This is a genomic window from Chryseobacterium sp. FR048, from assembly GCF_056844665.1.
Window position 1 is genome coordinate 494,340 of the sequence record NZ_JBXDSE010000003.1, and the last position, 20,550, is coordinate 514,889.

Genomic DNA, 20,550 nt, shown 5'->3' on the forward strand with positions numbered 1-20,550 from the left:
GAAGATTAATTTCCTTTAAAAGGTTCTATAGTTACGTGCCCATCAGCAGAAACTCCTTCTCTGATAAACACTTTCTTAACGGTAAGAAAAAATATTTCAATATCTAAAATAAGTGATATATTTTCTACATACCATACATCATAATCAAACTTCTGTTCCCATGATATAGCATTCCTACCATTTACTTGTGCCCAACCTGTAATTCCTGGTTTCACCTCATGTCTTTTGGCCTGGTGTTCATTGTACAAGGGTAAATACTGTACTAAAAGAGGTCTTGGCCCGATAAGTGACATATCTCCTTTTAAAACATTGATCAATTGTGGAATTTCATCCAAAGAGGTCTTACGAACGAATGATCCTACTGCCGTAAGTCTTTCTGCATCTGACAAAAGATTTCCATCAGCCCCTTTTTTATCGTTCATTGTTTTGAACTTAATAATTTTAAATACTTTCCCATTTTTACCTGGTCTTAATTGAAAGAAAAAGGGTTTGCCATCATTTGCAAACAATAAGGCAACCATCACAACAAGAAAAATGGGTAGTAAAAAGGTAATCCCAATTAGAGAAAATATAAAGTCAAAGCTTCTCTTTAAATAATTTTTATACATTTTTAAAACTTCAGATATGTCTATTGTTTTATATTTTGTGAATATGTGTTCAAATTCTGCCCATTTTTTACTGTAAAACTGATTCCTATAATCATTGAACTAAAGTACAAAAATTCTGGTATATCAAAAAGGTTACATGAAGTCTGTATTAAAGTAAAGTATTGTAAGAATAAGGCGAAAATTAATTTATAATATATATTACTCTTTTTACTATTCCAAAATATTTCAAAATTCTTTATTACAGGTAAAAATTTCAGAAAATAAATAATGAATCCTAAAACTCCTGTAGCCATTAATAGTTCCAGAAAAATATTGTGTGGGTAGTTTCCATCTTGATATAGAACTCTTCCTCCCCAAAGCCAATTTGATTTAAAGATCTCAAAAGCTTGGGTAAATAAAGGTCCTCTACCTGTAGTATCCCCAAAGGCGATCCATTTATAAACTCTATTAAAGCTTATAATCTGACCGTTTCCATATCGCTCGTGTAAAAAAACCAAGCCTATAAAGGTTATAATCCCCCCCCCTATATACCATAAATATTTTTTACTTCCCTTTAAAATAAATAGATAAGCAGTGCAAACAGAAACAGCTACAACTGGACTTCTTGCAATAGATTCAATAGTATTAAACAGACCTAATGAAAGACAAAAAAATAAAAGAAATAGACTTCTATTGTTATAATTTTCTCTACAAAACAATAGCAAAAATAATGATATGATATATAATGAAGCTCCTATATGCCCGTACATAATATAATATGTACTGAAAATAAAGTCCGTTACAAAGTAGTTATAGATATAATTTGCAATAAGAAGAGCAGATAAAATAGTAATGCTATATTCTGCAATGCTCTTAAAATTTATTTCACGATAATTAATACTTAATAATGCGATGCTCGGTAAAAGAACAATAAGTAAAACTCTAAAAATATACTCTTTCTCCAATAACCGAACTTCTTCATGAAAAGCATAATGATTAAAAGAATATATAAGCTTGATCAGATAGTAAATCCAAAATACAACAAGACTTATAATTGAAATATTTTTACCATTAATATTTTTTCTTTCTTTATATATAATGAATAAAGAAAAGATAATAATAAATGCCCTATAAGGTATAGAAAAATTTCTACTATCTATTTCAAGAGGCTTAGCAAAGGAAATAGTAATAACATTTCCTACAATGAAAGACAACAGGAATAGTTTATAAATAAAATTATTATTTATAGTAATCTTCATAAAGAAGTCCTTATACTTTAGGATTAATATATCATTTGTTTTACTTTTTAGACTGCAATACAATTGCTTCTATATATTGCTTACCTAGTAACGGATATGTTCTATTTTCAAAGATCCATTTTCTTCCGTTATTACCAATCTTTGCTCTTTCTTCTACACTCATATCAGCATAATGCAAGATAGCAATTTTAATATCTTCAGCAGATGTACTATTAATAAATTGTCCACAATCAGCTTCGTTGATCATAGATGGATATCCTGTATAAGATGCTATGATAGGTTTCGCCGCCAACATATATTCTACTACTTTATTCATAGATTGTCCGTAATCCCATACTTTGGAATCTTTGGTAGACAAGTATAAAATATCACAAACCTGAAGGAAATATTTAACTTCGCTTTGCTGTATTCTTTGCATGAATGTTACATTCGGACAATCCTTCAATTGCTCTTCATAAGAAGATCTAAGATCTCCACTTCCAACAAGAACAAAATGTACATTAGTATTGTCTTTCATCATTTGAATAGCTTCCATAAAAGGTTCCAAAGCATTGGTCACTCCCATACTGCCAGCATATCCAATGACCACTTTATTTGCGGGAGCTATTTCTGAAAACGGATTTTTTTCTTTTAAAAAGTCTTCAGAATAATTTTCAGGATCAAATCCTAATGGAGAACAATGAAACGGTTTTTTATACCCCAACAATTGCTCTACATGTAAATCCAGTCTTGGCATTGTACCCGCAACTAAATCTGCCTTTTTGTATCCGAACTTTTCTATGAATCCTATCAATAAAACAAGGGGGTGCGATTTGGAAAATCCTGCTTCTTCGGTCATTGTTAAAGGCCAAATATCACGAATTTCAAAGACCAAAAAACTTCCAAATTTCCTTTTAAGATAATATCCGTAAATAATAGAAAAAATTGAAAGTGAGGAGATAATAACCACATCAGGTTTTGAGAGCTTAGAAAGATCCATTGAAAAAAGCTTTCTTTCAAAATCAAGCCAAGACAAAATTCTGTCAATAGATGCGGTTTTTATATATTTTTTTGTTTTAATCCATTTTATAGCAACTCCATCCTGCTCTTCATCATTATATGTTTTATCCGTTTCAGGACAATTGGTAAAATGATTTGCATCTGAGGTTATTATCAATGCTTCATTGCCCAATTTTCTGAACTCTCTTGCCAAATAAAATAGGCGTGATGGAACTTTTGCATATTGTGGTGGTGAAGCATATTTTGAAATTAACCAAATATTCATTTAGTTTTTTATTTTAAGTTTACAATTTCTTGAAAATATCCTTTATTTTCATTGATATAAGGATTGTGATTGGAGTAGTAAGAATATTTAAGAGCTATCCTTTTATACATTAAATTGACCTCATCGGTATTCAGCATTTTCCACCATCCATAGAAAATATGACCATAATCCTCAGAAGGTAACAATCCTTTTATCCCTTTTTTAAGGTTACTCCTAAAATTACTGTTATTTCCATCAACAAAATTATTGAAAGTATAGATTCCGTTTTTGGAATTATACATTGCAATATTATTCAATAATTGCCTTGAAAGCAGTATATTAAGTTTTTCCAAATACTTAAATTTCGTATTATCAGATTGGAATGCTAATTTAAGAAGGTATAGATAAGCTGGCATTCTTGAAAAGTGAGAAGCATCCCAATTCACACTTTGATTATTCTTTAAAACCACGTCTTGAAAATTCGGATGATCTTTCCATACATTGGGCTGTAGATACCATACATTATCTTTGAATACAACTTTTTTCTGCATTACCTCATAAAAAAGGTCTCTAATATCTATCAAATCCGGAGTAGCAGTAAGTGATGCTTCTTTTTCTATAAGTGAAAGGCTTATACCAGTTCCCAGAATATAGAATTCAAGATCGGTGAACGCATTATAATAGCTCATATTTCCATTATATTCACCACTCAGTAAATATTTTACCCTTTGCTTTACACCGTAGAATTTTTTTGACTCTTCATCCCAGATATTTGCAAATGTATTGTTCCAATAGTTTAAAACTTCTTTTCTTATAAAGTTAAACATTTTGGTTTTTTCTGTATTACCTCGTATTCCGCTTCTTCTCAAATATTCAGATACTGTAAAATAGAAAGTTCTTTTGCTTAAATCATCTACATCCGATCTATTTTTTACAGTAAGTAGTGTATTATAGGTAAAAAGCCCCTGTAGGCTTTTTATCACTTCCTGATTTTTAGTATCGTAAGCATATTGAATCGGTATATATAAAAAAGCAGCACAATCATAGGGAGCATTTGGCCAATTCGTCATTTTCGTTTCAGAAGCAAAAATATCACTATAGCGATTGATCATATTAATGACTTCCGTGGTTGTCAGGTTCTGCTGTCTGAACACCGGTTCATTTGATAGCATAGATGATATACTTACAGATGCTTGTACCATCGGGCAAGTGCCGATGGTACAAAACAAACACATAAGAATAAACCTCAGTTTATATATTAAATCTTTCATCTATAGATAGATATTTATGATTTCCTCTTAATCTTTATACAATTTTGGAATATTGTTTACTATTTTTATCACACGTTCAAAATCTAACCCTAAAGTATCTAGATACCATCTGATATTTTGATAACGAGGTGCATTCTCTATCTCAACAAGTTCCAGAGCTCTTTCTCTTGTAATTTGCCCTTCTCTAATTTGATTACTTCTAAAGGTATCATGCTCTGTAAAGCCAGCTACCGTATAGTATACATAGTTATAGAATGCAGCAGTACCATCACCAATCCTCCAAGTAGTAGTAGTATCTATCGCCTTTTCCCAGTCGTAATCATTTAAAAGAGTATTATCTACCTGTTCTTCATCCCATCTCCAATAATCAAAAATATGGTAATAATCCTGTTTTTCTGTGAAGCTACGGTAGTATTCTCCTGAAAGGGTATCCCAAAGTGAGCTATTAAAATATCCAGGACTTTGCATCATTGCTCTGAATCTTTTGGAGTGATATCTCAACTGTTTCATTGCACCATGGCTGTATACTCTTTTTTCTTCAAAATCAGGTTCAATATCTAAAAATCCTGTCTTAAAGTGAGTTACTTCCAATGGGTTTACTCCCCAAAGATTTAGATTGATTCCTGTTTGCTTTTTGATACTTTCTACATATCTGAAGAAATGCTTGTCACCTGCTGTAAGCATTGCCATCATTCCTAAATGTGGGGATTTAAGCCATGCTTCAAGATTCATTCTGATATTCTTCCTTTTCAGGGAAATATCTGCAGCAACAATAATATTTTCTACACCAAGATCAGCACACATACGGCTGATATTCCTTCTTCCTAAGTCTGTTACCATTCCCCAATCGTAAGTATAAGTAACAGGTTTCATTTCCAGTTCTTTTACAATAAGGTGAAGTCCGTAGCAGCTGTCTCTACCTCCGGAAAAAGGAACGATACAGTCTAATTCTTTCCCTTTTCTTCTGTAAGGCTCTACCAATTTAAATAATTCCTCTTTTGGTTTTGGATTATTTCTTGGTTTATAACTTTTACAATAGTTACATACTCCAACTTCGTCAAACTTTATAAAAGGCATCGTTTCTGGAAGTATACATTTTGTACATCTTTTGATGTTGATCTTTTTATATTCCAGTAATCCCTCTTCAATGGTATTGAATTTAAATTCAGGAATTAAATTTTCTACTCTACTCTTCTCATCTGTAATTACCAGCTTTTCTTCTGAAGCAGGAATATCTAAAATTAAAGCCTCTTCTTTGATTTGGCTGATGTTTTCACATCCGATAATTTTAAGTCCATAATTCTCTGAAGCAAAATATGTTTTGTCTTCATTATATCCTACATATAAACTTCCATTATTAGAGAAAAGAAGTAGTTTGCCTATTTCCGGTAATACAAGGGCACATGCAACCACCCCTCTACATAAGGTAAGTATCTCTTTCGGAAGATCTTCAATTTTGTTTTCCTTGTTACTAAGAAACTCTTCTGCAATAGCTACAATCGCTTCAGAATCAATTTTCAGCTGCCTGGTCACAGATAATTTCCCCCAAACTTCATCTTCATTTACAATGATTCCGTTATGGATAGCACATATATTTCCTCTAACTACAGGCTGATTATCCCCCAGCCCATTGGTAATCAACCTACTGTGACCCAGTACAATGTTATTATTGTATGGCTGTACTTTGTTTAATAATTTCTCAATACTATAATCTGCTCTGTTTACCTTATAGTGATTGTTTTGATAATAGATCAATCCACTGGAATCCACTCCTCTTTGTTCGGAATGCTTTACCAGAGTTTGAAACTTCTGTTTATTTATACTCGTCTTCGATACGACGCCAAAAATTCCACACATTTTGTTTTATTTTTTATTTTTTAAAATATTGTTATACATTTTTATTAACTCACTCTCCTGAAAGTTCCAGCTAAGCGGATAAAGATCTTTTTTGTGTCTATTACTTAAATCTAAACTTTCAATATCTTTTATTATTTTGAATATATTCTCTGCTTCCAGACTGCTGCATTTACCTAGGCTGTATTCCTCAACAACATTTTTGATATCTGGAAAATCTGATGCCAAAACATATAATTCAGAAAAAGCATATTCAAATAATTTATTAGGTAGGCAATAGTAATCACTTAAAGAAACAGCTTCCACCAAACAAAGTCCAACATCTGCAGACATAGATACATCTACTACCTGATGATGAGGAACTGCCGGATGATAGTGAATATTTGCATTATTGAGTGCTACTTTTTTTATTTCATCAACATACTCACCATACCCAATAAAGACGATATGAGAATCTACTTCTTCTCTCTGAAAAACATCAAGATATAGATCTACTCCCCTTCCAACTTCACTTATTATTCCCAGATATAAAAATATTTTTTTTCCTTCAGGAATATTAAATTTTTCTCTAAGATAATTACTTTTATCGTTTTCTTTATGAGAAGTATCAAGCTGTGGAGAATTCAATATTAATACACTTTCTTTTTTTCCAAGATGTTTATCATACCAATGAATAATTGAAGGACTCACACTAATCAGAACGTCAATATCTTTCCACATTATTCTCTCAATGAATAGCGTGTACTTTGAAAGTATTTTTGATTGCCCTGCCTTATCTGATTCCAACTCATGTGCATCATATATCAATTTTGACCCACTAAATAATTTGATAGCTTTTGCAATAGGTAAATATAACGTATCATGACAATGAATAACATCTGGCTTATATTTAATTCCAGGTAAAACCATTCTGATAAACGCTTCTAGCAGATTAAGAAAATACCTGATTGGTCTTGGTAAAAATTTCAGATTTTTTGTCGCAATATTGAATACTCTAATAAAAGGTATGTTTTCTGTTTCATATTTATGCCCTTCAGAATCATCAATCCCATAAGCTACTAATGTTGTGTTTTCAATCTTCTTTACCGCTTTCAGTTCTTTTAGGATCCTACTATCATAGCGGATATCTGTAGGAGAAAGATGAAGTATTCTTTTATTTTCAGTTTTTTTCATTTACTAAGTTTTTTTAAGGATTGCCTTTGATCGAGGCATGAGATATAATAATAAACTTGTTATTAAAAACCCTCCTGAGATTAAAGACGTAAAAAAAGATCCATTTATGAATTGCGTACCAAACATTATAGCACTAATAATCAGTAATTTAGGATTAAGATCATTACATATTGCATCAAAGAAATTAAAGAAGTAACCTCTTAACAAAGGAAATATAATTAAGGAGGCCCAACCGAATTGTGCAAAATCATTACCAATAAGACCTGTATTAGAAGACATTTCTGGATCTCCAAAATAATGCTCAGCGATAATATATGGGGAATTTTTGGTATGTACAGCAGAACTATCAAACCAATGTATAAAGTGCTCTTTCATGTAAAGCAACTCTCTAGACCCAAAGTAGTCATAGTGATAATATCCTAATAATGGAGGGGTAAAGAAAGTTCTTATATAAAATCCTCCCATTTCCGCTTGGAAATCAGAGCTTACTGAAGCTGTAAGTATAATCAAAAAAAGGTTAAGACAAATAATCGAAATCAGTAAGTACTTTTTAAAAGCATCCTTATAAAAGAAGAAGATCAAAAAAGTAAAAATTATTAAAAAGAGGTCTGTCTTATGTGCTCCAAAAGAATATAACATTAATCCAAAAAATAAGAAAACCGTACTAAACAGAATATTTTTTTTAAGTAAATAGAACATTAAACCTATTGTAACAAACATTGCAGCAATTGGTTTTAAGTAATTAATAATTGGAGGCAAATCCAAGCTCTGAACTTTTGCTCGTATTGCATATACATCTTCAAAGTCAAATTTTATATTGAATCCATTATAATAAACCGAAAATAAAACCATCAAAATAATAACACCGTATAGCAGAACATAAAATAGAATTAAAGATTGGGCTTTAGGTAATATTTGTACCACCTTCACTTTCGGCATTTTTATATAGGCATATGAAATCATTATTGTATACAGAATACTAAAGATCATATATGCCCTTTCTCCATTAAAATTACTAAAAGTTAAATTTGGCATAAAATAAAGTAAGTAAAAAACTAATATAATGAATGAAGATGGTTTATTCATTTCTAAAAGTTTCTTATAAAAAACCCCAAAAATAACTGTCCCTATAATTGACAACATATGGGAAACTAAATCTGCTTCATTTACAAACCCCAAATATGCATATACAGGTTGTATAAATTCTAGATAAATATAATCTAAGCTAAATTTATATATAAGTAGTAGTAATAATAAATATTTGAATTTCATTAAAAAAAAATTAAATGTTTTTATAAACCTTGATGAGAGTACTGTTTTATTTTCCTGAAAATAGATATGCAAAACTACAAAACAGTTCGGAAGTTTTATATTTAAGTTTAATTGATAGAATTATTATTATACTTTTATTGTTTTTCTCAACATTCTTAAGTATGATTTGAAATGAATACTCTATATACTTCTTTATACCAGTCTTGATCTCTTAAAACACGATCATTATGCCAAAGTATAATAAAATCACCTTCAACTCTTGATATTATATTGAATAAATTCTCCAATATATTACGGGCTTTATCTATAGAATACTTTTGATAATATTGTAACGTAGAATCCATAGCAATCAATGGTTTTTCAATAATATCATAAGGTTCATCATTCTCTAGGTTAAAAGGGTTAAATGCGTGTGCTGTACCGCATCTAAAACCTTCATGTTCTGCAAACCCCATGGTATAATCTACTTTTATTCCACAACTCTCAAGATTTTTATAAGTAACTTTCTTATCAAATCTAAGATAATGCTGCCGTGAAAGCAAAATATTTGACTTTAAAGATTCCCTTAGTCTTTTTATCTCATCTCTCATTATCTCAATATTTCTAAATGTATTGAAACCTGGATGAATTCCGACTTTCATTCCTACATCTTGAATTCTGACAATCAGCTTAAGAATATTTTCATCAATACGTTGCCCTTTATCATATTGGGAGGGTTCTGCGGTCATAAAGAAAAAAACAGACTTCAGTCCATATTTTTTTGAATCATTATATAAAATCTCTATCCCCTTAAAATATTGATCTTCTTTTTTTGAGAAACTTGCTTTAATCATATTAAATAAGGAATAAACAAATTGTCCGGCCCTTTTTTCTCTAACTTCTCCCAACAAACTCTTTAAAGACCTAAAAAAACCGTCAAATCTATAAAGATGATCTATATCGTGAGTTGGAATAAGCTCTGTTTTTTTGATCAAAGGATTAAAGCTTATTATTTCACTTTTAAGAATTTCCCTTATCAGAAATGCATATTCATCAACAATTGGTACACTTATCAGATTATACTTATACACTAAGCTGTCCTCATATTTAAATCTATCAAACTCATCTTTTGTTTCTGATACCCATTCATCATAACCTGATAATAAAAGGAATGGTAATGTAATAATATCATAGTTTATTTGAATAATACCATTATTTTCATAGAGTTTTTCTTCATTTTCATCAATAACAGGTATTTTATAATAATTATCATATGAAAATATATACTTCATCTGTACTCTTCCTTCTAGAAGTTGAGTCAGTCTTGCCTGTGAGCACAGTTTGAATCTGATATTTATTTCTTCAATCCTGACAACAGCATTATCTTCCGATAAAAATTCTAAAGTTGGAGTAACTGTATAACCAAATGCAATTTTCAGTAAAGACTTAATTGTATACAATATTGCATTTTCTGTTCTCAAGCTTTTCAACATCACTATCAAATATAATAAACAAGTTAATTATCAACTATGGCTTGAAAAGCCAGAATACTTTTAAAAGAAAAGAATTTGTTTTAGACACTTCAAAATAAGCCTTTTGCTCTGTACCATAAAGCCTAAATGCACTCTCCACATTTTTTATCATACTTCCTTCAAAATCGTAAGCTTTAGTTTTATCACTTAAAAATTTAATCGATTCTAATATTAAATAGGAAAATGAATTAGATTGCCGAAATTTTGGACTAATTGCTGAAATTAAATGATAAGCCGAGTTACTATCCCATATTAAGAAAAGTGAAGTATGTTTATTACCTTCATTATCATAAGCACTCATTATACACCCACTATTCCTTTTTTTACTAGCTTCATAGATTGAACAAAATAGTTCTTCACTATAAGAGATAGTCTGCCCCATCTCTTTTAAACATTCTTTATGAAATTGATAAAATCCTTTATAATCTTCATCTATTTTTACAGATAATTTTCCTTGTGCATCTTTAATACTTTTTCTTTTATCATAAGAAAAAGATGCTAATACTTTTTCGGGATCAGAAATATCTGGTATAACATATGTATACTTGGTGGTACATTTAAAGCCATTCCAATAAAAAGGCAACCAGTTTGTAATAGAATAATGAAAATGTTGAATGAAATAATCGAATTTTGGCAGTTTTTGAATCAAATCGTCCATCACTTTTATCTCATTACTTATCCTACTGCTTGTTTTCGAAGCATCTTTACCACTTCTAATCCAGGGGCCTAAAGTCTGAGTTTCCTGCGGAAGAGTAAGAATATTAAAAAAAGATTTAATTGTCTTCTTGTAATACGGCAATGATCCAATGATAATATCACCTTTCTCACATAATAATACATCCCAGTTTCCTTCTCCACATACAGCATCTAACCACCAGTATTGTGAGAACAATGGGATCGATTGTTCCTTATCACATAATTCGATATATTTCTTTTTATATTCTTCTAACATTTGTAACAATTTATTTTTTTAAAATCATAGATATTTCATCTTCATTTTCAGATATTATAGCAAATCCGAATGACTCATATAGTGAAATTGCTCTAATATTATTAGAAACAACATTTAAGCTAATCATGTCAAAAAACTTTCCAAGTTCAGAAATACTGTCCGATAATAATATTTTCGCAAATCCTTTACCTTGATAATTATCCTCTACTGCAATTCCCTTTAAATGAACTTCCCTATCATTTCTTGCAATATAAAGTGCATAGGCAATTAATTTACCGTCTTTTATTATAGTATATAAAGACCGGTTTTTATGAGTGTATAAGTATAGCTTAGTTTGATTATCAATTTTGCTGAATTTCCTATTGTGTAAATCAATAATATCTCTAATATTGACATCGTTTTGCTTATATGTTAGTTTTCTAACATATCCAAAAGATTTAATAACAGTTAATACACTTATTAATTTTTGCATATATTTTTATTTACCTTTAGAAAAATAGTAAGATAATGACAAATTAATTATATACATAAAAGAATACCCTAATGAAAAAATAATTAAGGTAGTCTTTATATCAAAAAATAAAGCCCCTAAAACAACTATTGTTATATTCAAAGCAAATAAAAAAATCTGCCATAAAAAATCTACTCTTTGCTTCTCCGCAATCAAAAAGACAGCAGATAGAGGATTAGACAAAAACTGAAAAAAGTACATTGGGGTCATGTATCTGGCATAATATCCTGCTGTAATCCATTTTTCTCCAAAAATAATTCTAAAAATATCCGGAGCAAAAATAAAAAACAAAACAAAAGGGATAATACTCAATTTTAAAAGGGTTTTAAATGTTGAGCTATATATAGCCTGACAATTACCTGTACTTATATAATACCTTGCAGCTTCCTCTCTAAAAACATTCCCAATTGATCCTGCCATCAAACTAAGTGGTGCTGTGGCAATTCTGTTTGCAAATCCATAAAGTCCCAAAACAGAATTTCCAAAATAATAATTAATAAGTAAACCAGGAACCTCATAAGCTGCAGTATTGAAAAAATGAGCAACGACTAGAAATTTCGGAAAATTAACATATCTTTTTGCAACATACGACAGTTTTATTTTAGAAATTTTAAAATAAAAAATCTCTTTCCAATTTGCACTCCTGCTATATAAAATTAAAGCAATTACCTGTCCTGAAACTCTTCCAATTATAAGTCCCTGAGACCATTTCAAAAAACCTAAACAAATACTAAGCACAGACGACACCGTACTTTCAGAAATCTTGTTAAACGATATTTTTTTATATTGCCTCTTTCTATTAAACCAATAAAGGATTGAACTTAAATTGGCATTAATAAAGACCAATATTGGTACTAAAAATAATACAGAGGAAGCATCTGATAAATTAAAAACATTTTGGAGTGATGAGTTAAAAATAATAATTATCGGTACTAACAGAATACAGAATGTTGCAGAAATAATACCAACCAAATATAAAATCTGTTTAGCCCAAATAGAATTTTTTGGCAATAAAATAGCTAGTTCATACCTTCCTGTTGCAAATACAGTAAGTACATTAACAATACTTAGAAGTATAGTATAATCACCAAAACTTTCAGGAGTATAAATTCTAGAAAGTATTGGTGTTACAAGTAATAAAATTAGCTGAGCAAAAGCTGTTCCTGACAACAATGTAAGGATATTCTTAAAATACTCAGATTTAGATGCTATGGTCTTGTCAATAAAACTATTTATGAATCTCTTGATCATTTTTATTTTAAGCTGTAAATCCTCTCAATAATATCCACAACCTTCAATCCTTCCAAAGCATTTGTTGTAATGGTATTTCTACCTTTCAAAACATCTACTACATTTTCGATAATATAATGGTGATTTGCAGCAGATCCTTTATAAGCACCGTAATCATTTCCTGGATTTGTTGGTGCTAAAACTGGCATTTCGTAGTCTTTTACATTACAAACTTCTACCTTATCCATATATTGTCCTCCAATCTTCACGGCTCCATTTTCGGCAATGATGGTCATAGAGCTTTCAAGGTTTTGATTCCATACTGAAGTAGAGTAATTCAATGATCCCATTCCGCCGTCTACGAAATCAAAGCTTACAAAACCTGAGTCTTCAAAGTCGGTAAGATTTTCGTGGTTGAAATCAGCAAATTTCGCCTGAATATTAGTAATATCCCCAAATAACCAATACATGATGTCTATGAAGTGAGAAAACTGTGTAAACAAGGTTCCACCATCCAATTCTTTTTTACCATGCCATGATTCAGGCTTATAGTATCTATCATCACGATTCCAATAACAATTAAGCTGAACCATATAGATTTCTCCCAATTTTCCACTTTCTACCATCTCTTTGATCCAGGCAGAAGGTGGAGAATATCTGTTTTGCATTACTGCAAAAACTTGTTTATGCTTGTGTAAAGCCTGGAAAATAAGTTTTTCTGCATGCTGTTTATTCAAAGCCATAGGCTTTTCTACTACAACATGTTTTCCAGCATCAATTACTTTATAAGATTGTTCGAAATGGAATCCGTTTGGAGAAGCAATATTAACAACATCCACTTCAATTCCGGAAGCTAAAAATTCTTCTAATGAAGCAAAAAAAGGAACATCATAATTTTCAATTCCCAGTACAGATTTATCTTTAACATCGACTAATCCTACCAATTCACATTCTTCATTTCTTGAGATCATTTCGGCATGTCTTTTTCCGATATGCCCGCAGCCTACCACTGCAAATTTTATTTTTTCAGACATTTGTTTATTTTAAATTTTCGAAACTTTATTATTTTCTAACTTGTACTTTTCTCCGCTTTCTTCACAAACAGCAATATTATCTGCATCAAACTGAAGTCTCTGCCCAAATTCGCTCATCCAGCCCATTTGTCTGGCAGGATTCCCTACTACCAAAGCATAATCAGGTACCTCTTTTGTGACTACAGCTCCTGCTCCGATAAAAGCAAACTGACCTATATTATGACCACAAACAATCGTTGCATTCGCTCCAATAGAAGCTCCTTTTCCAACATGTGTTTTTAGGTATTCATTCTTTCTGTTTACAGCACTTCTTGGGTTAATTACATTGGTAAAAACCATTGATGGACCTAAGAAGACATCATCATCACATGTTACCCCTTCGTAGATGGAAACATTATTCTGAACTTTGACATTCTTTCCCAAAATTACTTTTGGAGAAATAACAACATTCTGACCTATATTACATTTTTCTCCCAAAATGCATCCTGTCATAAGGTGCGAAAAATGCCAAATTTTGGTTCCATTACCAATCTGACATCCTTCATCAATAACAGCCGTTTCGTGTGCAAAAAAATCTGACATATCTGGTTTCTATTAATTAAAAAAATTCTTAATCTCCGTAACAATCACATTCAATACTTCCTCATCAAATTCTGTATGTACAGGAAGCGAGATCACTTCTGCACAAAGCTGTTCTGTAACAGGAAGACTAAATCCTTCTTTTACATACTGCAGAAAAGCTTCCTGCTTGTAAAGAGGTAAAGGATAATATACCATACTCGGAATATTCTTTTCCGCAAGGTATTTTTGTAATTCATCTCTTTTCCCGTTTTTTATTCTAAGGGTATACTGATGAAATACATGGTTAGAATTCTCAGCTCTTTTTGGAGTCTGAATTTCTGAGATCCCGGCAAGATTTTCATCGTAATAATCTGCCATTTTATTTCTTGCTGCAGAATATTCATCCAAATGTTTAAGTTTAACTTTTAAAACAGCAGCCTGAAGAGTATCTAATCTTGAATTACATCCCAATACTTTATGATGGTATTTCTTTTCCTGGCCATGATTAGCAATCATTCTGATCTTCAAAGCCAATTCATCATCATTTGTCATCAATGCACCTCCATCACCATAACATCCAAGGTTTTTCGAAGGAAAGAACGAAGTACATCCAATATCTCCGATAGTCCCTGTTTTTCTTACTGTTCCATCTGAGAAAGTATAATCAGAACCTATTGCCTGGGCATTATCTTCAATGACAAAAAGATTATGTTTTTTTGCAAATTCAACAATCTTTTCCATATCTGCACTTTGTCCATATAAATGTACAGGAACAATTGCCTTAGTATTTGGAGTAAGATATTTTTCAAGGTCATTTAAATCGATGTCAAAAGTATCTTCGTTTACATCTACCATTACAGGTTTTAATCCTAAAAGTCCTATAACTTCTGCAGTCGCCACATAAGTAAATGCCGGACAAATGACCTCTTCGCCGGGTTTCAGGTCTAAAGCCATCATGGCAATTTGAAGAGCATCAGTTCCGTTAGCACATGGAATAACATGCTTTACATTAAGGTATTTTTCAAAGTCCTGTTGGAATTCCTTAACTGCAGGACCATTGATAAATGCAGCATTATCGATACATTCCTGAATCCCAGCATCTATATCCTGTTTTATTTTCTGATATTGACCTTTAAGGTCAACCATTTGAATTTTCATATGTATATTTTTGTTTTTTTGAGATCACCCAAAGTGTAAAATCTAATTTGCTATGAGCTCACTGATCTTATTTCCTATAGAAAGACATGAAGTAGCTGCTGGAGAAGGAGCATTTCTAACATGAATGATATTGCCGTTTTTCACAATATCGAAATCATCAATCAACCCTCCATTTCTATCACATGCCTGAGCTCTCACTCCTGAACCTCCAGGTACAAGATCATTTTCCTGTATTTCCGGTAAAAGCTTTTGCAATGCTTTTGTAAATGCAGATTTAGAAAGTGAACGGTGCATTTCCCCCATTCCGGTTCTTCCATATTTCGCCACAATTTTTCTGAAACCAGGCCACAGCATAGTCTGCATGGTTTCGCTAAAATTGAAATCAAAAAAGTTATATCCTTCTTTTTTAAAAGCTAAAACAGCATTAGGTCCCGCTTCAATATTACCATCAATCATTCTGGTAAAGTGGACACCAAGAAAGGGAAAACTAGGATCTGGAACAGGATAAATAAGATGTTTTACCAGGTATTTTTTTTCATCTTTAATTTTAATAATATTCTCCTCTGAAAGGAATAATAACCACATCATTTTTTTCGTTGGTCATTTTGGTAACTTTATCAGAATACAACCCTGCGCAGGAAATCAGTTTTTTACTTTTGAATTCGGCATTATTGGTGGTTACAATAATTTCAGAACCTTTATCAATAATATTTTTTACTTCGCTGTTAAACCTTACTTCTCCTCCAAGTTCTTCAAAAAGCTCTTTAATCTTTTTGGCAATTCCCGGATAATCAATAATCCCCGTTTGTGGAACTTTTATTGCTTTTATTCCTTCACAATGGGGTTCTATTTCACGAAACTCATCTCTCGAAAGGTATTTAAGATTTTGAAGTCCGTTTTCTACTCCTCTTTTATAAATATTATCTAAAAGAGGAAGTTCCTCTTGTGAAGTAGCCACGATTATTTTGCCACAAAGGTCATATTTTATCCCATGTTTCTCAGCAAAATTAATAATCGAATTGTAACCTTCAATACAGTTTTTTGCTTTAAGACTTCCCGGTTTATAATAAATCCCGCTGTGGATCACTCCACTATTGTGTCCCGATTGGTGCAATGCCACATCATTTTCTTTTTCTAAAATTAAGATCTTAGAATCAGGATTTTTCAGTTTAGTTTGGTAGGCCGTAGCAAGCCCTACCAAACCTGTACCAATGATTATAATATCATAGTTCATTATCTGTTACAATCTTGCATCTACCAGATTTCTGTCTAAACATGCTTTGGTATCAAAAACCACCGCATTTTCCTTTTTCAGTTCATTAAGATCCATTTCAAGGAATTCGTTATGAGAAACTGCAATAACTAAAGAATCATACTTTTTACCTTCTTCAAGAGCGTCTAAAATATCAATTCCATATTCATGTTTCACTTCTTCTTTGCTTGCCCATGGATCATAAATATCCACATTCACACCATATTCAGAAAGCTCTCTGTAAATATCAACTACTTTGGTATTTCTCACATCCGGACAGTTTTCTTTAAAGGTAATTCCTAAAATCAGAGCTTTAGAATCTTTGATCACTCCTCCTTTTGCAATAAGAAGCTTCACTACTTTAGAGGCAACGAACTCAGCAATAGAGTCATTTACACGTCTACCGGATAAAATAACATCCGGATGGTATCCTAGTTGCTCTGCTTTATGTGCCAGATAATAAGGGTCTACTGAAATACAATGCCCACCTACTAATCCTGGTTTATACTTTAGGAAATTATATTTTGTTCCTGCAGCTTCCAATACGTCGTTGGTATCGATACCTACTCTATCGAAAATCAAAGCAAGTTCATTAACAAAAGAAATATTAACGTCTCTTTGTGCATTTTCAATAGCTTTAGAAGCTTCAGCAACCTTAATGCTAGGTGCTTTGTGAGTACCCGCAGTAATAATTTTCTTATATAGATTATCTACTTCCTCTGCAATTGCTTCTGTAGAACCAGAGGTTACTTTTTTTACACTGGTAAGTGTATTTACTTTATCTCCCGGATTGATTCTCTCTGGCGAATATCCTACAAAGAAGTCATCATTAAATTTAAGCCCAGAATATTTTTCAAGAACCGGAACACACTCTTCTTCTGTACATCCAGGAAAAACCGTTGATTCATAAATCACGATATCTCCATTTTTAATAATTTCACCAAGCATTTTAGATGCTGAAATTAAAGGATTTAAATCTGGTGCATTGTACTTATCAATAGGAGTAGGAACTGTTACAATAAATATGTTTGCTTCTGATATTTCAGATAACTGGCTTGTAGCTTTATACCCAAAAGCCCCATTGGATTCATTATATTTTTCAAGTCCTGCATTTAATTTATCAAGATCTGCCTCAAGCGTTATATCTTGTCCGTTATTAAGCTGGTCAACACGCTGAGCGTTAATATCGAATCCAAGAACTGGATAATGACCTGCAAATTCAAGGGACAAAGGAAGGCCTACATAACCTTGTCCTATAACCGCTATTCTATACGTTTTCATCATTAACTAAGTTTATTTTTTATTTTTTGAAACCACGATTGTTCGCTATGATTGTTATAACCATAACCATATTTATTGCTGTATCCTAAATTTTCTCTGTTTACGTCGTTAAGAACAAATCCAACATTTTTGATCTTTTTCTGATCAATATTAGTATTGGCAAATTCTAATAATGCTTTTTCTGTATACTTTGATCTGGAAACATAGATAACAATATCTGCAAGTTCTGCGATCAGGAGAGTATCTGTAACCAGAAGTAATGGAGCTGTATCCAGAATAATATAATCATATTTCCCTTTCAATTCTTCTATAAGAACTTCGTAGCGGCCATTAGACAATAGTTCTGTTGGGTTTGGCGGAATCATTCCTGAATAAATAACATCAAGATGTGGGTTAAAAGATGATACATGAATAATATCTTCCAAATTCGTATGATCAGAATAAAGGTATTCAGTAAGCCCGGTAAGTCCTTTTCTGGCAGGATTATATCTTTGAAGTTGCGGATTTCTGATATCAGAACCTATGATAATAGCTTTCTTCTTAGGATTAGCTAACGTTAAAGCTAAATTAACAGAAGTAAAAGTCTTTCCTTCTCCTTTTACTGTTGAAGTAACAAATACAACTTTTCCTTTTTTCTCTTTTGAAAGCATGAAGTTCATATTGGTAATAAGAATTCTAAATGCTTCTGCCATAGGACTAATATCATTTACTTTTACTATATCTGGATCACCTTTTTCAAGACTAGGTAATTCACCAATAATAGGAGCATGAACGAGCTTCTCAAGGTCATGTTTTGTAATAATTTTATTATTGAAAAGCAATGTTAAATAAATAATTATGAAAGGAATTAATAAGCCTATTACTAAATAAACTGTTAGAATAACATTACTTTTTGGTGAAATTGCTACAGGTGAAGCATATGCGGTGTCTACAACTTTTGCTTTTTGAGCTGTAATAGATTGAGCAATAGCAGTTTCTTCTCTTTTCTGAAGTAAAAGCAAATACAAATTCTCTTTAATCTGTTGCTGTCTTTCTATACTTCTGAACATTTTTTCAATAGAAGGAAGTCTTGATATTTTTCCAGAAACTTTATTCTGCTCTCCTAAGTATTCATTTTTCGCTAGCTCTAATCCTACCTTGTTTCTTTGAAGGCTTTGCATAATAGAACTACGCATTGCATTTATTTGTTTTGTAACATCTACTACAGCAGGGTTTTCCGTAGTAGCAGACTCTAGCAATCTATTTCTCTGTAAAACAAGTTGATTATATGCAGATATTCCTGATATTGCTTCGGCATTATTCAATCCTACATTTGAAGGTAGAACCTGATATTGTCCTTGTTTAGAAACATAACCTATAAGAGCCGTTGTAAGTTCCAACTGAGCATCTACATCCAACTGTTTAGACCTAGCTGCAGCAGAGCTTTCTAAATTAATTTTAGCTTCTGTTTCTAAATCGGTAAGATTATTTTTAGATTTAAAACTTTCTTTCTGATTCTCAACTTCTCCTAATTCTCCAGACAATTTTTTGATTCTGTCTTCAATAAAATCTAAAGTCTTTTTTGATTCTGAATTTTTGTCTGAAATAGCATCATTATTATAAGCTACTACAAGGCTATTAATAATATCCTTTGCTTTTGAAACCTGTGGGTATTTAAAACCTAGCTTAAGTACAGTAGTTTCCTTATTAACAAGATCAACACTAAGAGGACCTTGAAGGCTATTTACAGCAGCATCTAAAGATGAAATCTGAAGCTGAAGATTTTTAATATTGATACCTTTAACGTCAACTGGATTAAATTTAGGATTTTTTGTTATTATAATATTTGCAAAAGGTAAACTTATTGTCTTATTATAGGTAGTGATAATTTCTTTTTTAAGGCCCTCAGAACTTAAAGTTAATTTATCCCCATCTATAGCAAGATTTATCATATTTACAGGGCTGGCTCCTGGTTTTTCTGTAATTATTCTTACATCTATAGGTGAAGTTTCTTTGTATAATTCTAAAGTTCTAACTTTTCCTTTAGCTGTAATATTGGTTTGAAGATTTTGATTAGTGATCACTTCACCCATCATTTTTTTTGACTTCAAAATTTCTATTTCATTAGCTATACTATTTGTCTTAAGTCCACCAATCCCTGATAAATCAGGCAAAACACCTAAATCGTTTGCCATTACTGGTGACGATGAATTTTTAGCATCTTTGATAAGAATTGTAGATTCTACCCCATATACTGGAACCATAAATCTCAATGAAATATAGCCTACTAACACAGCAATGATTGCACTTACTATAAACCATGGCCATTTTCTGATAAATGGTTTTATAATTTCACTGATATTAATACTGTTTGAGTTGTTTTCTTCTTCTGAAAATTGTGAAGATTGCTGGTTATCCATCA

General features: G+C 31.6%; 18 protein-coding genes. All 18 read right to left on the minus strand.

The genetic code is table 11. From position 1 onward, the window contains the following. Positions 1 to 5: 5 nt before the first annotated feature. A complete protein-coding gene (locus AC106K_RS11620; RefSeq protein ID WP_482445436.1) occupies positions 6 to 608 on the minus strand; it encodes a sugar transferase in 603 nt (200 codons plus the stop codon). 20 nt (positions 609 to 628) lie between these two features. Further along, positions 629 to 1,846, minus strand: a complete 1,218-nt coding sequence (locus AC106K_RS11625) for a hypothetical protein (protein WP_482445438.1) — start codon at positions 1,844 to 1,846, stop codon at positions 629 to 631. A 40-nt stretch (positions 1,847 to 1,886) separates the two neighbouring features. Continuing rightward, complete coding sequence (locus tag AC106K_RS11630) at positions 1,887 to 3,110, minus strand: glycosyltransferase family 4 protein (RefSeq protein ID WP_482445440.1); 1,224 nt, start codon at positions 3,108 to 3,110, stop codon at positions 1,887 to 1,889. An 8-nt stretch (positions 3,111 to 3,118) separates the two neighbouring features. Next, on the minus strand, positions 3,119 to 4,261 hold the full coding sequence (locus tag AC106K_RS11635) for a hypothetical protein (RefSeq protein ID WP_482445442.1): 1,143 nt from the start codon (positions 4,259 to 4,261) through the stop codon (positions 3,119 to 3,121). A 126-nt stretch (positions 4,262 to 4,387) separates the two neighbouring features. After that, positions 4,388 to 6,217: a hypothetical protein gene (locus AC106K_RS11640; protein ID WP_482445443.1), complete on the minus strand. Its 1,830-nt coding sequence runs from the start codon at positions 6,215 to 6,217 to the stop codon at positions 4,388 to 4,390. 6 nt (positions 6,218 to 6,223) lie between these two features. Then, positions 6,224 to 7,387, minus strand: a complete 1,164-nt coding sequence (locus AC106K_RS11645) for a glycosyltransferase (protein WP_482445445.1) — start codon at positions 7,385 to 7,387, stop codon at positions 6,224 to 6,226. Positions 7,388 to 7,390: 3 nt separating this feature from the next. After that, a complete protein-coding gene (locus AC106K_RS11650; protein ID WP_482445447.1) occupies positions 7,391 to 8,659 on the minus strand; it encodes a hypothetical protein in 1,269 nt (422 codons plus the stop codon). Between the two features lie 155 nt (positions 8,660 to 8,814). After that, the gene (locus AC106K_RS11655) at positions 8,815 to 10,119 is read right to left on the minus strand and encodes a polysaccharide deacetylase family protein (RefSeq protein ID WP_482445449.1); all 1,305 of its coding nucleotides are present in this window, start codon (positions 10,117 to 10,119) and stop codon (positions 8,815 to 8,817) included. A gap of 46 nt (positions 10,120 to 10,165) precedes the next feature. After that, entirely contained in the window at positions 10,166 to 11,122 is a 957-nt protein-coding gene (locus AC106K_RS11660) for a hypothetical protein (RefSeq protein ID WP_482445451.1), read from the minus strand. A 10-nt stretch (positions 11,123 to 11,132) separates the two neighbouring features. Further along, positions 11,133 to 11,594: a GNAT family N-acetyltransferase gene (locus AC106K_RS11665; protein WP_482445453.1), complete on the minus strand. Its 462-nt coding sequence runs from the start codon at positions 11,592 to 11,594 to the stop codon at positions 11,133 to 11,135. Positions 11,595 to 11,600: 6 nt separating this feature from the next. Then, the gene (locus AC106K_RS11670; protein ID WP_482445455.1) at positions 11,601 to 12,884 is read right to left on the minus strand and encodes an oligosaccharide flippase family protein; all 1,284 of its coding nucleotides are present in this window, start codon (positions 12,882 to 12,884) and stop codon (positions 11,601 to 11,603) included. Between the two features lie 2 nt (positions 12,885 to 12,886). Next, positions 12,887 to 13,897, minus strand: coding sequence for a Gfo/Idh/MocA family protein (locus tag AC106K_RS11675; RefSeq protein WP_482445457.1), 1,011 nt, complete (start codon positions 13,895 to 13,897; stop codon positions 12,887 to 12,889). A gap of 9 nt (positions 13,898 to 13,906) precedes the next feature. Further along, complete coding sequence (locus AC106K_RS11680) at positions 13,907 to 14,479, minus strand: acyltransferase (protein ID WP_482445459.1); 573 nt, start codon at positions 14,477 to 14,479, stop codon at positions 13,907 to 13,909. 12 nt (positions 14,480 to 14,491) lie between these two features. After that, positions 14,492 to 15,616, minus strand: coding sequence for a DegT/DnrJ/EryC1/StrS family aminotransferase (locus tag AC106K_RS11685; protein WP_482445461.1), 1,125 nt, complete (start codon positions 15,614 to 15,616; stop codon positions 14,492 to 14,494). Positions 15,617 to 15,658: 42 nt separating this feature from the next. Then, positions 15,659 to 16,204, minus strand: a complete 546-nt coding sequence (locus AC106K_RS11690) for an FAD dependent oxidoreductase family protein (protein WP_482445463.1) — start codon at positions 16,202 to 16,204, stop codon at positions 15,659 to 15,661. Further along, a complete protein-coding gene (locus AC106K_RS11695) occupies positions 16,164 to 16,850 on the minus strand; it encodes an FAD-dependent oxidoreductase (RefSeq protein WP_482445465.1) in 687 nt (228 codons plus the stop codon). Before AC106K_RS11695 ends, AC106K_RS11690 begins: the two co-directional genes overlap by 41 nt. Positions 16,851 to 16,856: 6 nt before the next feature. Continuing rightward, on the minus strand, positions 16,857 to 18,152 hold the full coding sequence (locus AC106K_RS11700; RefSeq protein ID WP_482445468.1) for a nucleotide sugar dehydrogenase: 1,296 nt from the start codon (positions 18,150 to 18,152) through the stop codon (positions 16,857 to 16,859). Beyond that, a complete protein-coding gene (locus AC106K_RS11705; protein ID WP_482445470.1) occupies positions 18,152 to 20,548 on the minus strand; it encodes a GumC family protein in 2,397 nt (798 codons plus the stop codon). The genes AC106K_RS11700 and AC106K_RS11705 overlap by 1 nt, the downstream gene beginning before the upstream one ends. Between the last annotated feature and the right edge of the window lie 2 nt (positions 20,549 to 20,550).

Excerpts from the sequence above, each read along its gene's own strand:
- AC106K_RS11620 (WP_482445436.1), bottom strand. The coding sequence starts at position 608 with ATGTATAAAAATTATTTAAAGAGAAGCTTTGACTTTATATTTTCTCTA.
- AC106K_RS11625 (WP_482445438.1), bottom strand. The coding sequence starts at position 1,846 with ATGAAGATTACTATAAATAATAATTTTATTTATAAACTATTCCTGTTG.
- AC106K_RS11630 (WP_482445440.1), bottom strand. The coding sequence starts at position 3,110 with ATGAATATTTGGTTAATTTCAAAATATGCTTCACCACCACAATATGCA.
- AC106K_RS11635 (WP_482445442.1), bottom strand. The coding sequence starts at position 4,261 with ATGCTATCAAATGAACCGGTGTTCAGACAGCAGAACCTGACAACCACG.
- AC106K_RS11640 (WP_482445443.1), bottom strand. The coding sequence starts at position 6,217 with ATGTGTGGAATTTTTGGCGTCGTATCGAAGACGAGTATAAATAAACAG.
- AC106K_RS11645 (WP_482445445.1), bottom strand. The coding sequence starts at position 7,387 with ATGAAAAAAACTGAAAATAAAAGAATACTTCATCTTTCTCCTACAGAT.
- AC106K_RS11650 (WP_482445447.1), bottom strand. The coding sequence starts at position 8,659 with ATGAAATTCAAATATTTATTATTACTACTACTTATATATAAATTTAGC.
- AC106K_RS11660 (WP_482445451.1), bottom strand. The coding sequence starts at position 11,122 with ATGTTAGAAGAATATAAAAAGAAATATATCGAATTATGTGATAAGGAA.
- AC106K_RS11665 (WP_482445453.1), bottom strand. The coding sequence starts at position 11,594 with ATGCAAAAATTAATAAGTGTATTAACTGTTATTAAATCTTTTGGATAT.
- AC106K_RS11670 (WP_482445455.1), bottom strand. The coding sequence starts at position 12,884 with ATGATCAAGAGATTCATAAATAGTTTTATTGACAAGACCATAGCATCT.
- AC106K_RS11675 (WP_482445457.1), bottom strand. The coding sequence starts at position 13,897 with ATGTCTGAAAAAATAAAATTTGCAGTGGTAGGCTGCGGGCATATCGGA.
- AC106K_RS11680 (WP_482445459.1), bottom strand. The coding sequence starts at position 14,479 with ATGTCAGATTTTTTTGCACACGAAACGGCTGTTATTGATGAAGGATGT.
- AC106K_RS11685 (WP_482445461.1), bottom strand. The coding sequence starts at position 15,616 with ATGAAAATTCAAATGGTTGACCTTAAAGGTCAATATCAGAAAATAAAA.
- AC106K_RS11690 (WP_482445463.1), bottom strand. The coding sequence starts at position 16,204 with ATGATGTGGTTATTATTCCTTTCAGAGGAGAATATTATTAAAATTAAA.
- AC106K_RS11695 (WP_482445465.1), bottom strand. The coding sequence starts at position 16,850 with ATGAACTATGATATTATAATCATTGGTACAGGTTTGGTAGGGCTTGCT.
- AC106K_RS11700 (WP_482445468.1), bottom strand. The coding sequence starts at position 18,152 with ATGATGAAAACGTATAGAATAGCGGTTATAGGACAAGGTTATGTAGGC.
- AC106K_RS11705 (WP_482445470.1), bottom strand. The coding sequence starts at position 20,548 with ATGGATAACCAGCAATCTTCACAATTTTCAGAAGAAGAAAACAACTCA.